The sequence below is a fragment of the Carnobacterium iners genome, from assembly GCF_900177385.1.
GTDB classification, from domain to species: Bacteria; Bacillota; Bacilli; order Lactobacillales; family Carnobacteriaceae; genus Carnobacterium_A; species Carnobacterium_A iners.
The window spans coordinates 2,213,090-2,225,337 of record NZ_FXBJ01000002.1; the positions used below are offsets into that span (position 1 = coordinate 2,213,090).

General features: G+C 32.9%; 13 protein-coding genes. 2 read left to right on the top strand and 11 right to left on the bottom strand.

Annotated elements, in window-relative coordinates; genetic code table 11:
* The first annotated feature begins 386 nt into the window (after positions 1-386).
* Positions 387-605 (top strand): DNA-directed RNA polymerase subunit epsilon, encoded by a 219-nt coding sequence (locus B9Y54_RS10590; RefSeq protein ID WP_085560203.1) that lies wholly within the window; start codon positions 387-389, stop codon positions 603-605.
* Complete coding sequence (gene rnjA, locus B9Y54_RS10595; protein ID WP_085560204.1) at positions 602-2,278, top strand: ribonuclease J1; 1,677 nt, start codon at positions 602-604, stop codon at positions 2,276-2,278. The genes B9Y54_RS10590 and rnjA overlap by 4 nt, the downstream gene beginning before the upstream one ends.
* Positions 2,279-2,326: 48 nt before the next feature.
* On the opposite strand, the gene B9Y54_RS10600 is transcribed toward rnjA, so the two are convergent.
* The 11 genes from B9Y54_RS10600 to alaS all read right to left on the bottom strand — a co-directional run bounded on the left by B9Y54_RS10600 (position 2,327) and on the right by alaS (position 12,011).
* Entirely contained in the window at positions 2,327-2,626 is a 300-nt protein-coding gene (locus B9Y54_RS10600; RefSeq protein WP_085560205.1) for a HesB/YadR/YfhF family protein, read from the bottom strand.
* Positions 2,627-2,749: 123 nt separating this feature from the next.
* Positions 2,750-3,382 (bottom strand): response regulator transcription factor, encoded by a 633-nt coding sequence (locus B9Y54_RS10605; RefSeq protein WP_085560206.1) that lies wholly within the window; start codon positions 3,380-3,382, stop codon positions 2,750-2,752.
* Positions 3,360-4,448, bottom strand: coding sequence for a sensor histidine kinase (locus B9Y54_RS10610; protein WP_085560207.1), 1,089 nt, complete (start codon positions 4,446-4,448; stop codon positions 3,360-3,362). The genes B9Y54_RS10605 and B9Y54_RS10610 overlap by 23 nt, the downstream gene beginning before the upstream one ends.
* A complete protein-coding gene (gene liaF, locus B9Y54_RS10615) occupies positions 4,445-5,182 on the bottom strand; it encodes a cell wall-active antibiotics response protein LiaF (protein WP_085560208.1) in 738 nt (245 codons plus the stop codon). Before liaF ends, B9Y54_RS10610 begins: the two co-directional genes overlap by 4 nt.
* Before the next feature lie 177 nt (positions 5,183-5,359).
* Complete coding sequence (gene greA, locus B9Y54_RS10620) at positions 5,360-5,833, bottom strand: transcription elongation factor GreA (RefSeq protein WP_085560209.1); 474 nt, start codon at positions 5,831-5,833, stop codon at positions 5,360-5,362.
* 182 nt (positions 5,834-6,015) lie between these two features.
* On the bottom strand, positions 6,016-6,660 hold the full coding sequence (udk, locus tag B9Y54_RS10625) for a uridine kinase (protein ID WP_085560210.1): 645 nt from the start codon (positions 6,658-6,660) through the stop codon (positions 6,016-6,018).
* An 81-nt stretch (positions 6,661-6,741) separates the two neighbouring features.
* Positions 6,742-7,896: an endolytic transglycosylase MltG gene (gene mltG, locus B9Y54_RS10630; RefSeq protein ID WP_234987908.1), complete on the bottom strand. Its 1,155-nt coding sequence runs from the start codon at positions 7,894-7,896 to the stop codon at positions 6,742-6,744.
* Positions 7,897-8,184: 288 nt separating this feature from the next.
* Positions 8,185-8,475, bottom strand: coding sequence for a DUF1292 domain-containing protein (locus tag B9Y54_RS10635; RefSeq protein WP_085560212.1), 291 nt, complete (start codon positions 8,473-8,475; stop codon positions 8,185-8,187).
* A gap of 68 nt (positions 8,476-8,543) precedes the next feature.
* A complete protein-coding gene (gene ruvX, locus B9Y54_RS10640; protein ID WP_085560213.1) occupies positions 8,544-8,966 on the bottom strand; it encodes a Holliday junction resolvase RuvX in 423 nt (140 codons plus the stop codon).
* The gene (locus B9Y54_RS10645) at positions 8,966-9,232 is read right to left on the bottom strand and encodes an IreB family regulatory phosphoprotein (protein WP_085560214.1); all 267 of its coding nucleotides are present in this window, start codon (positions 9,230-9,232) and stop codon (positions 8,966-8,968) included. The genes ruvX and B9Y54_RS10645 overlap by 1 nt, the downstream gene beginning before the upstream one ends.
* A 130-nt stretch (positions 9,233-9,362) precedes the next feature.
* Positions 9,363-12,011 (bottom strand): alanine--tRNA ligase, encoded by a 2,649-nt coding sequence (alaS, locus tag B9Y54_RS10650; protein WP_085560215.1) that lies wholly within the window; start codon positions 12,009-12,011, stop codon positions 9,363-9,365.
* Positions 12,012-12,248 lie beyond the last annotated feature (237 nt).

Genomic DNA, 12,248 nt, shown 5'->3' on the forward strand with positions numbered 1-12,248 from the left:
TAATATAGCATAGTCTAGATAAAAGGAACATTGCTAAAATCTTTTTCTATTTTTGACTTTAACTTTCTTTCTTTTTTTAATGATTAGCCTTAGTTTCTATACTTACTAAATGAACTATGTTAAAATGAACATATCTGTTGTGAGACTAACACAACCACCAGTTCGGGAAAATAGTAAAAATTATTTCAGCGTTGAGAAATACCGGTTAACTATGAGATTTTTCTGCTTGTTTTACCATTAAAATTTATGAGATAAAACTGTCGTGGTTCCATCTAATCAGCACTGAAAAGTGTAAAATGATGGTTTTTTTCGTTATGCAACATTACACCCAATCATTATCTATAAAACAAATCATCATTTGATGATATTAAAAAGGAGAGAAATACATGATTTACAAAATCACTTACCAAGAAACAAAATTAAGAAACCCAAAACGGGAGGAAACACAATCTTTATATATTGAATCAGATACAGAAATAGAAGCACGTAGCCTTGTTGAAACAAATACCCCCTTCAACATTGAGTTCATCCAACCAATAGATGGTAGCCATTTAGAATACGAACAAAAAAGTCCGGACTTTAAACTTACGGAGTTTGCTAAATGAAACCGTCTATAAAAAACAATGAAGCAGCCGTTTTTGCCATTGGGGGTTTAGGTGAAATTGGTAAAAATACCTATGGCGTACAATTTCAAGACGAGATTATCATTATTGATGCCGGTATTAAATTTCCCGAAGACGACTTATTAGGAATTGATTATGTCATTCCAGATTATAGCTACATTGTTCAAAATATTAATAAAGTGAAAGCTTTGGTTATCACTCATGGCCATGAGGATCATATTGGTGGTATTCCATTCTTACTAAAACAAGCAAATATTCCAATTTATGCAGGTCCTTTAGCTAGCGCCTTAATCCGCAACAAGTTAAATGAGCATGGATTGCTGCGTGACACTGAATTACATGAAATCGGTGAAGATGATGTTATTAAGTTCAGAAAAACAAGCGTTAGTTTCTTCAGAACAACACACAGTATTCCCGAAGCTTTTGGTATCGTTGTTAAAACACCTCCTGGTAATATTGTTGCAACAGGAGATTTTAAATTTGATTTCACTCCAGTTGGCCAACCTGCTGATTTGCATAAAATGGCACGTATTGGTGACGAGGGAGTCTTAGCTCTTCTTTCTGATAGCACAAATGCAGAAATTCCAACTTTTACAAATTCAGAGCAAGGTGTCGGCGAAGCAATCACAAATATTATGCAAAAAGTTGAAGGAAGAATTATTTTCGCCACTTTTGCTTCTAATATTTCTCGTTTAGAACAAGTTGCTCAAGCGGCTATCAAAACAGGTAGGAAAATTGCGGTTTTCGGTCGAAGCATGGAATCATCTGTTGTGACTGGCCGCTCACTAGGCTACATTACTGCTCCAGATGATAAATTTATCGAATCTCAAGAATTAAATCGTATGCCTGCAAAAGAAACAATTATTTTATGTACTGGTTCGCAAGGTGAACCTATGGCTGCATTAAGTAGAATCGCTAATGGTACACATCGCCAGATTTCAATTCAGCCTGGAGATACGGTTATTTTCTCAAGTTCTCCAATTCCTGGAAATACCGCTAGCGTTAATCGCGTTATTAATTTATTGTCTGAAGCCGGTGCAAATGTTATTCACGGTAAAGTTAATAATATTCATACTTCTGGTCATGGTGGTCAACAAGAACAAAAATTGATGTTGCGTTTAATGAAGCCTAAATATTTTGTTCCTGTCCACGGAGAATACCGTATGCAAAAGATTCATGCTGGTTTAGCTGAACAGATTGGTATGTCTAAAGAAGACTGTTTCATCCTAGAGAACGGTGACGTTCTTGCGTTAACAGCAGATTCTGCTAGAAAAGCAGGTCATTTTGATGCTGGAGATGTCTATGTGGATGGGAAAGGTATTGGCGATATTGGAAATGTTGTCTTACGCGATCGTCGCTTGCTTTCTGAGGAAGGTCTAGTTGTTGTTGTTGTTACGATTGATTATAAGTCTAAGGAAATCTTAGCTGGACCAGATATTTTATCACGTGGTTTTATTTATATGCGTGAGTCTGGTGAACTAATCAGCGATGCCCAACGTGTTATCACTAGAAGTCTAAGAAAACTACTTGCTAATACTGAAGAGCCTCTTACAGAACAAGTAATCAAGTCTGTTGTTATCGAGAGTCTGAAACCTTTCCTATATGAAAAGACCGAACGTCATCCAATGGTATTACCAGTTATTATGCCCGTATAATCATAAAAGCTCTTACTTTCTTTTCGAAAGTAAGAGCTTTTATTTATTTTATGCAATTTGATCAATAAACGTATAGATAGGTTCATCACTTTTTTTATCATAATCTACTTTTAAGTCATACCCACTGAAAAACCAATCATCATTTTTTTCAATAAAATAAGTTACTCCGTTTACAACTATTTTAGTTAAGATATCTTCAGGCTGACATATATTCATCCCTATAGAAAAGCCCTCATGAACTTCAGTTTTCCCATAAACCTTACCCATAAATCGAACGCCGCTTCCTTTTGAAACCCCTACTTCTTTTTCAAACCATTCAATAGCATTTTTCGTTAACTCTATTTTCATTTTTTTGCTTCACAGAATATAAAATCTGTGAATCCTCCCTCCATTTAGCTATAACGCATTTAGTTTAACATATCTTTATGCAAAATACAGATAATAGGATTTCATTAACCTTAAGAGAGTTTCTTAGTCAATTAAGTGATGTTTAAAAGCATAAATAGCCGCTTGAGTTCGATCATCAACATCTAATTTAGCTAGTATATTAGAAACGTGTGTTTTAACCGTTTTTAAAGTTATAAATAGTTTATTTGCAATCTCTTGATTTGAATTGCCTTGTGCAATTAATAGAAGGATTTCATTTTCTCGTTTAGTTAAGTCATCATGAAGATAGTGCTGTTGTTTTTTAGAAAAACGAGTCATCATTTTCGCTGTAACTTCTGTTTCTAAGATTGATTCTCCTTTATAAGTAGAACGGATAGCATCAGCAATTTCTCTTGCAGTGGATGTTTTTAAGATATAGCTTGCTGCACCTGCTTCAAGAGCGGGATAAACTTTTTCATCATCAATAAAGCTTGTTACAATAATAATCTTAGCTTCTGGCCATTCATTCATAATCGCTTTAGTCGATTCAATACCGTCCATTACATCCATTACTAAATCCATCATAATAACATCTGGTCTAAGTTTCATTGCTTTTTGATAGCCTACTTTTCCGTTTTCTGCTTCACCAATAACTTCAATATCTGATTGAATCGATAAATAAGATGAAACACCTAATCTTACCATTTCGTGATCATCAATCAATAAAACTTTTATCATCCTCATTCACTCCCTCAATAAGCGGTATCTTAATTTCTACACTTGTCCCTTTGTTTACGAAACTAATGACTCTAAACGTTCCACCCATATTGCTTACTCGCTCGTTTATGTTAACTAAACCATAGTTTCCTGCTTTTTGTTCCTCAGGATTAAATCCAACCCCATCATCAATAACCCTTAGAGACAATGAATCCTGGTATTGCTTTAAATAAACTTCCAACTCCTTAGCCTTTGAATGCCTTAAAGTGTTTGAAAGGAGTTCTTGTATTATTCGAAATAAGTGATCTTCCATTCCAGTTTCTAAATTCACTTCATCAATTTCCCAAACTAGTTTAATTTGTATCTTTGTTTTTAGTTCTGTCAATAACTGCTCAATTCCTTTTTTTAATGTTTTTCCTTCTAAATTAATTGGCCTTAGATGGAGTAACAAGGCTCGCATTTCAGATTGCGATTCATTTATAATACTTTCAACCATTTTTAGTTGTTTTTTCATTACTCCATCAGTATCTTCAAGTTGCTCATTAATAGCTGATAATAGCATCATTGCTGCAAATAACTGTTGGCTAACAGAATCATGTAATTCTCTAGCAATACGACGTCGTTCAGCTTCTAATATCTCTTCTTTTGTTTCTCCGTCAACTAATTTAGGGATATTGCTTTGTTTTTGAACTTCCTTAGATAAATCAAGTAGTTTAATACGGATTAATGAAAGCGAAGTTTTTATATCTTCTAAATAATAAGATTCTTCTACTTCATTATCTAAAAATTTTGGGCTAGTTTCAACTGAGTAATTCCCACTAGCAAGCAATCGCACTATTTCTTCTATATGCTGCCATTCTCTTCGTTGAAACTCATGTAATAAAAGTGAGGTTAGTAGCCCAATAATCAGCGCTACTCCTAGTAGATAAAGAATATAAGGCACATGTAAGAACTGTGTTGTGAAAATGGTAATCAGCCAATCTTCAGGTCGTATTGCGTAGCTATAAGATAAAGAAACAATCGTAAAAAAGAGAAAAGAAAAGAAAGTAATCTGAACAAATCGTATCCTGCTATTCTTTTTTTTCATATTGTTATCACCTCTAAATCGCCAACTAAAACCGTTGTGATGAGTTTTATTTTTCTCGTATTTTTATCGTATTGTTCGCTGTATAGCTTTAAAGATTCGTTATTTAAGACAAAAACGTCTTTTTCAAAATGTACTTTCCCTTTGAAAGCACTATGTTGAATCATTATTCCAATTCCAGCTGGCACTAAAATACGAGTCTTACCAAAACCTTTACGGACAATAACATAACTTTCGTCTTTAGGTAAAAGTGTATTACCTAAGTCTACAATGGTATCTCCCATAAGAACAGTTAAATTAATATCATCCCACTCATAGACTGAATTACCGATTCTTTCATTTCCTAACCAGTTTCGCTTAAATCTTTTGCCGTTTTTTGGTAAGCTTTTTGCTGTTTCTACAATAATTATCTCTTTTTCTTGCCAAGGGATACTATCGAAATCAGGAAATTTTAAATTTGGTAATGATTTATTATCTAAAACTATAAAAAATAAAATAGCACAAATCAACATAAACCAAATAGCACTCGTTGATAATAAAGCAATTAAAACTAGTACACTACCTGTTATTAGATACGTTTGTCGTTTTGAATTATTCTTTTCATGTCTGCCTCGTAATAAAACTAGTGCTCCTACTATAAAGGTTAATAAAGTAAAGCTATTATTTACTGATTCATATAATAACCATACTAGCAGAAATGCTTCAACTAGAAAAAATAAGCGCAATTTTTTTTTCATTGCGTTGACCCCCTTAATATTTGATACTTTAGCATTAAGTATAAGCTATTTATAGACAAAAAAAAGCCTGCTAAAGCATGAGGTCGGTCTAAGACTAAAGTCTGATAATTTTACTAATAAAAAAATAAAAGAACAGCTTAAATTAAAATAATTTAGCCATTCTTATGATATTTATTATTATTCTATACTCATTATCTTGATAGTCATATCTCCACCTGGTGTTGAAATAATAACTTGATCGCCAACTTTTTTACCCATTAATGCTTTAGCAATAGGTGAGTCATTTGAGATACGTCCACTAAATGGATCAGCTTCTGCACTTCCTACTATAGTATATTCTTCAACTTCACCATCTGGTAATTCAATAAATGTAATTTTACGACCAATCGCAACTTCATCCATAGCACTTTTTGAGTTATCAATAATTTCTGAAAAACGTAACATCGTTTCAATTGTTGTGATGCGTCCTTCAACAAAAGCTTGTTCATCTTTAGCTGATTCATACTCAGAGTTTTCTGATAAATCACCGAAGCTACGTGCTATTTTAATTCTTTCAATAATTTCTTTTCTTTTAACTGTTTTTAATTCTTCTAATTCTGCCTCTAGTTTATTTTTTCCATCTAAAGTCATTGGATATATTTTTTCTATCATAAGTAAATTCTCCTTTTTAAATAAAAGCTTGTTTGATGGTTTTATACTTATTAATTTATTGAAAGCGTCTTTATAATTTCAATAGAGATAAGATACCATGTAGGCTTTTATTTGTAAACACTTTATAGCTATTCTCATATAATTTTAAGCTTAGTCATTGTTATTTATTCATTTAATTTTTCTTATTGAACTTTTAACTGATATTCGAGAATACTTTTTATCTTCGTTGTCATCAGATCAATCGCAACTTGATTGCGTCCACCTTCAGGAATAATAATATCTGCAAATTTTTTAGTCGGCTCAATAAACTGCGTATGCATAGGTTTCACAACGGTTAGATATTGTTCAATAACAGAATCAAGCGTCCTACCACGTTCCTCAATATCTCTTTTAATTCTTCTAATAATTCGAATATCGTCATCCGTATCTACGTAAACTTTAATATCCATTAAATCTCTTAGGCGTTTATCTTCTAAAATTAAGATTCCTTCTAAAATAATAACTTCCTTTGGTTCTTGAATAATAAATTTGTCACTTCTAGTGTGAGCAGCATAGTCGTATACTGGTTTTTTGATGGATTTATAGTGAATCAAATCTGTCAGATGCTTGATTAATAGGTCTGTATCAAAAGCAAACGGATGATCATAGTTTGTATTCAAACGCTCTTCATAGGACAGGTTACTTTGATCTTTGTAGTAAAAATCTTGTTCCAACATTAAAATAGAATGTCCAGAGAAGTGATTGTAAACTGCACGACCTACGCTTGTCTTCCCACTACCTGATCCACCTGTTACCCCAATGACAATCGGCTTGCGTTCAACATTCATACTTTTTTCGCTCCATTCTTATTAAAAGATAATCATTCTTACATAATTCACTATTTTTTTCTTTTTTAGTACTTTAAATGATTAAGGGGTGATATATTCATCTACTAATTCTTGGTGTTCAGCATATGTTCTTGAAAAATAGACTTTACCTGTTGATGTATCTGCCAAGAAATAGATATAATTTGTATCTGCAGGATTTAGGGTAGCCTTAATGGCATCTTCTGACGGATTATTAAAGGGTCCTGGTCCATAACCCTTATTTTGATACAAGTTATAAGGAGAGTTTGTTTCTAAATCTTTATAAGTCACAATTTCTTTATGTTTATTCATCGCGTAAAGCACACTGATATCTGATTGTAAAGGCATCTCAACATCCAAACGGTTGAAGAACACACTAGCAATCTTTGTTCGATCTTCAAATGAATTACCCTCTCGTTCGATTAATGAAGCTAATGTCAGCACTTGCTGAACAGTCATCTTTTTGTCTTCAATAATCGAATAATAATTTTGCATGACATCATCTGTCTTTTTAACCATATTTTTTATAACAGTTTCAAGAGACATATCTTCTGAAAAATCGTAGGTAGCCGGAAATAGATACCCCTCGAGAGTATATTTCGCTTCCTTTGACTCTAATGCACTAGTTAGCAATTTTGGATAAGTTTCTTTTAATTGCATTAAAAGCTTTGGATCTTTTAATTTCTCAATAAAATCGGAAGCTTTATATTTAGTTGATTTTGCAACAGATTCCGCTACTTGATCAATAGTTAATCCTTCTTGAATTAATATTTTAGTCCCATCAAAAGCAACAGGACTGCCACCTGATTGAAGAGATTGGATAATTTTTTCCAAAGTCATTGAAGGTGAAAAAAGATAATAGCCAGCTTTAAAATCTATTTTATTATTTAATTTTATATAAAATCTAAAGACAGATGCACTTTTAATAACTTTGTTCTTTTCTAAAATACGAGAAATATCTGCTGAGGAAGAACCAGAGGGTACTTCTATTTGAATTTCTTTTTTACTAGTTGTATCTAAAGGTTGAAGTGATGATGTCACATATTGATAACTAACTATGCCGAAAATAATTAGCAGAGTAAATAATATTGAAACAATACTCCATACAATTTTTTTAACCATCTTTTTTTCTTTTTGTCGTTCAACTAATTTAGAATTACTTTCAATTTCATCTTTTTTTTCATTATTTTTACTATTTTTTTTCTCTTTCTTTCCCAAAAAGAGCCCTCCTATCAAAATAAAGAAATAAATAGGTACACGTATAATTTCTTTAATATCGTACATTTTAACTACTAGCTTGCACCATTATACATGATACCATACTCAAAGTGAATAGAAAAAAAGAACTAGCTCATTATTTATATACAATTAACGACGTTCGTTTTTCTAATATATATTCATATTTTTAATCTATCTTCACTATTTTAAAAAATGATAAACAATAAAATTGAGCTAATGAATAACTCATTAGCTCAATTTCAATTATTAAGTTAGTAAAAAATAATTTTAATCTTCGTCAGCCATAAAAGTATTTAATACTTCTTCAATCATATCCCATTCTTCATCTGTTTCAATTGGTTGCAAATCACCTTGTTTACCGTCTTCTTTTTCCACGTAAGAGTAAGCTTGTAATTCAACTTCTTCTCCTTCTTCAGAACCAGCCGGGTAAACTAAAACATATGATTTTTCAAAATCATCTGAATCAAATGTGAATAAAATTTCGTATAACTCTTCATTTCCTTGCTCATCTATAATTGTAATATGCTCATGTTCCTCATGATCGTGATCGTGTGACATATTTAACACTCCCTTTATTCTTATCTATAGCTCTACTAAATTAGTTTAACGTATCTTTTTATTAAAAGCTAGTTTTGATTGCTATCCAAATAATTTTGAAGAATCATGACCGCTGCAACCTTATCGATAACTTTTTTGCGCTTTGCACGTGAAGCATTTCCTTCTTCAATTAACATTCTTTCTGCTTGAACAGTTGTTAGTCTTTCGTCTTGAAAAAAAACAGGTAGTTGAAATAACTCTCTTAAAAGGTCAGCATAGCAAATGGAAGCTTGTGCTCGTGGTCCAATTGAATTATTCATGTTTTTGGGTAAACCAACAATAATTTTTGAAACTTCGTATTCACTAATCAATTCTTTAACTCTATCCATTCCGAATTCTTTTTGATTTTCATTAATCTTTATCGTTTCAATTCCTTGAGCTGTCCAACCAAATGGGTCACTAATTGCAACACCAACTGTTTTTGAACCTACATCTAATCCCATTGTTCTCATTAGATTTCTTTACCACTCTCTTTCAAATAAGTCTTTACCAATTCTTCTACAATTTCATCACGTTCATGACGTCTAATTAAGTTTCTAGCATCATTATGACGTGGAATATAGGCCGGATCTCCAGAAAGTAAATAACCAACTATCTGATTAATGGGATTGTACCCCTTTTCTTCCAATGCTTCATATACTAACGTCAATGTTTGTTTCACACTTTTGTCGTGATTATCACCAACATTAAACCGAACTGTTTCATCTATTGAACTCATATTCTGCACCTCGATTTCTGTAAACTCTACCTTTATTCTACAAGAAAGAACTTCAAACTACAATAACTATGAGCAAATGAAAAATATTTTGAATTTTCAAAGGAAACCTCACATAGAAAATAATTTTATCTTAGCTATTTTTTTCTACCCACTCTACTACTTTTTCTAAGGCATTTGTTAACCCAGCAGCATTTTTTCCACCAGCTTGCGCCATATCTGGACGTCCACCACCTCCGCCACCGACTAGAGGAGCGATTTCTTTAATCAAATTTCCTGCAGATAATCCTTTTTTTACTGTTTCTTGATCAACTGCAGCTAATAGACTAACTTTTCCATCTTTTGAAAAACCTAAAACTAAAATATTAGAAATAGCTTGCTGTTTCCACTGATCCGCAAGTTGTCTCATTTGGTTTGCGTCCGAGACTTCTACTTGAGCCGTTACTATTGTCATGCCATTGATAGTTTGAACGGTATCAAATACATCATTTGCTTGTTCGTTTGCTAATTTGGCTTGCAATGAATCCTTTTCTTTTTGAGTTTCTTTTAATTCTAACTGTAGCTGCTCAATTTTTCTTTCTACATCTTTAATTTGTTTAGCTTTCACTAAACCTGCGATTATTTTTAACCGTTTTTCTTGCTTTTGCAGATAATTAAATGCGGCTTCACTAGTAATCGCTTCAATTCTTCTTACTCCAGCTCCAATACCAGATTCCGAAAGAATTTTAAAGAGTCCAATTTCATCTGTATTAGCGACATGAACTCCACCACATAATTCTATTGAATAGCCTCCAACGTCAACAACACGTACTTCATTGCCATACTTTTCACCAAATAGTGCCATTGCACCCATTTCTCGTGCTTTATCAATAGTGGTCTCTATTGTTTTAACTTCTAGTGATTCCCAAATTTTTTTATTAACCTTGCGTTCCATCTCATCTAATTCTACTTGAGTTACTTGCCCAAAATGAGTGAAATCAAAACGTAAATAATCACTCATCACTAATGACCCTGCTTGATTAGCGTGTTCACCTAATATGTCTTTCAAAGCACGGTGCAATAAATGCGTTGCAGTGTGGTTACGTGTTATTTTATTTCGTAAGTTCTTATCTACTGAGAGTTTCATCGTTTGGCCTACTTGTATAGGACTTAATACCTCAACGATGTGTAGAGTTTGACCCGCAGGTGCTCTCTTAACATCTATTACTTTTCCAATTGTGTAACCGTCTGAATCTAGTAATAGGCCTTTATCAGCAACTTGACCACCCATTTCAGCATAAAAAGGCGTTTGATCAAATATCATTCTAACTTTATCGCCCGATTTAGTTCTTTCAACTAATTCTTCATCTGTTGCTATTAACTCAAGCTTTGCTTCTATCACTATTTGGTCATAACCAACAAAAATACTCTCTACTGTTGTATCTGAGAATAATTTTGTCTGTATACCCATTGATTTTCCATCACTTCTTGCTGATCGTGCGCGATTTCGTTGAGCTTCCATCTCTTTAATGAAACCCTCATGGTCAACGGATAAGCCTTCATCTTGTGCATATTCTTCGGTTAGTTCAACAGGAAAGCCAAACGTGTCATATAACTTGAATATATCTTTTCCAGTAATTTTTGTTTCACCAGCTAATTTCAACTCTGAAATCAATTGGTTTAAAATTATTAAGCCATCATTAATGGTTTCATGGAAACGTTCTTCTTCATTTTTAATCACTTTTTCAATAAACGATTTTTGTTCTAAAATTTCAGGATAGAATGCATCCATAATATTTCCGACAATTAAAACTAGTTTAAACATGAATGCTTCATCAATACCTAGCTTTTTACCATGCATCACTGAGCGACGCAACAATCTTCGTAAAACGTAACCACGTCCTTCATTCGATGGCAATGCCCCATCACCAATTGCAAAACTAACTGCACGTAAGTGATCTGCAATTACTTTGAATGAAATATCGTCTTGTTTACTTTCACCGTAATGCTTATTTTGACTTAATTTTTCAATCTCACGAATGATAGGCATGAATAAATCTGTTTCAAAATTTGTCGGTGCATCTTGTAAAATTGAAACGACTCTTTCTAGACCCATACCTGTATCTATATTTTTATTTGGTAAGGGTTCATAAGTTCCATCTTCCTTGTGATTAAATTCAGAAAATACGAGATTCCATATTTCAAGCCATCTTTCATTTTCACCACCTGGATAATTTTCAGGATCATCTTTTGATAAATTATTAAATTTTTCTCCACGATCATAGAAAATTTCTGAATCAGGTCCACTTGGTCCAACCCCAATATCCCAAAAATTATCTTCAATTTCAATAATGTGATCATCTGTCAGACCAACTTTATCTCTCCATAATTGAGCTGCTTCTTTATCTTCTGGATAAACGGTAACGTATAGTTTTTTAGGATCTAACGCTAACCATTTTTCACTTGTCAAAAACTCCCATGCCCAAACAATGGCTTCTTCTTTAAAATATTCACCAATCGAAAAGTTGCCTAGCATTTCAAATAGGGTATGATGTCTAGCTGTTCTACCCACATTTTCAATATCATTTGTACGAATACTTTTTTGAGCGTTTACAATTCTAGGATTATCTGGTGTAACAGAACCATCAAAATATTTTTTTAGTGTTGCTACGCCTGAGTTAATCCATAATAATGATGGGTCTTCAAATGGAACGAGCGAAGCACTTGGTTCTACTTTGTGACCTTTATCTTCAAAAAAATCTAAAAACATTTGACGAACTTCGTTACTAGTTAATTGTTTCATAGTCTATTTTCTTCCCTTCAAATTCTTTATTTTTTAAAAAGAGTATAAAAAAAGTCAAACGATATCATTGCCAGACAAGGACGACGTAAGCGCGGTACCACCTTGTTTGCAATGATGTCATTTGACGGATTCATTACCTCTTAAGTCTCTATAACGCGAGAACCGATAGTATTTCTACTATGATTATTAAAAAAAGGGAGCATTTCTTTAACTTACCAGTTTTCTTTCAGCCTTGGA

Excerpts from the sequence above, each read along its gene's own strand:
- B9Y54_RS10590 (WP_085560203.1), top strand. The coding sequence starts at position 387 with ATGATTTACAAAATCACTTACCAAGAAACAAAATTAAGAAACCCAAAA.
- rnjA (WP_085560204.1), top strand. The coding sequence starts at position 602 with ATGAAACCGTCTATAAAAAACAATGAAGCAGCCGTTTTTGCCATTGGG.
- B9Y54_RS10600 (WP_085560205.1), bottom strand. The coding sequence starts at position 2,626 with ATGAAAATAGAGTTAACGAAAAATGCTATTGAATGGTTTGAAAAAGAA.
- B9Y54_RS10605 (WP_085560206.1), bottom strand. The coding sequence starts at position 3,382 with ATGATAAAAGTTTTATTGATTGATGATCACGAAATGGTAAGATTAGGT.
- B9Y54_RS10610 (WP_085560207.1), bottom strand. The coding sequence starts at position 4,448 with ATGAAAAAAAAGAATAGCAGGATACGATTTGTTCAGATTACTTTCTTT.
- liaF (WP_085560208.1), bottom strand. The coding sequence starts at position 5,182 with ATGAAAAAAAAATTGCGCTTATTTTTTCTAGTTGAAGCATTTCTGCTA.
- greA (WP_085560209.1), bottom strand. The coding sequence starts at position 5,833 with ATGATAGAAAAAATATATCCAATGACTTTAGATGGAAAAAATAAACTA.
- udk (WP_085560210.1), bottom strand. The coding sequence starts at position 6,660 with ATGAATGTTGAACGCAAGCCGATTGTCATTGGGGTAACAGGTGGATCA.
- B9Y54_RS10635 (WP_085560212.1), bottom strand. The coding sequence starts at position 8,475 with ATGTCACACGATCACGATCATGAGGAACATGAGCATATTACAATTATA.
- ruvX (WP_085560213.1), bottom strand. The coding sequence starts at position 8,966 with ATGAGAACAATGGGATTAGATGTAGGTTCAAAAACAGTTGGTGTTGCA.
- B9Y54_RS10645 (WP_085560214.1), bottom strand. The coding sequence starts at position 9,232 with ATGAGTTCAATAGATGAAACAGTTCGGTTTAATGTTGGTGATAATCAC.
- alaS (WP_085560215.1), bottom strand. The coding sequence starts at position 12,011 with ATGAAACAATTAACTAGTAACGAAGTTCGTCAAATGTTTTTAGATTTT.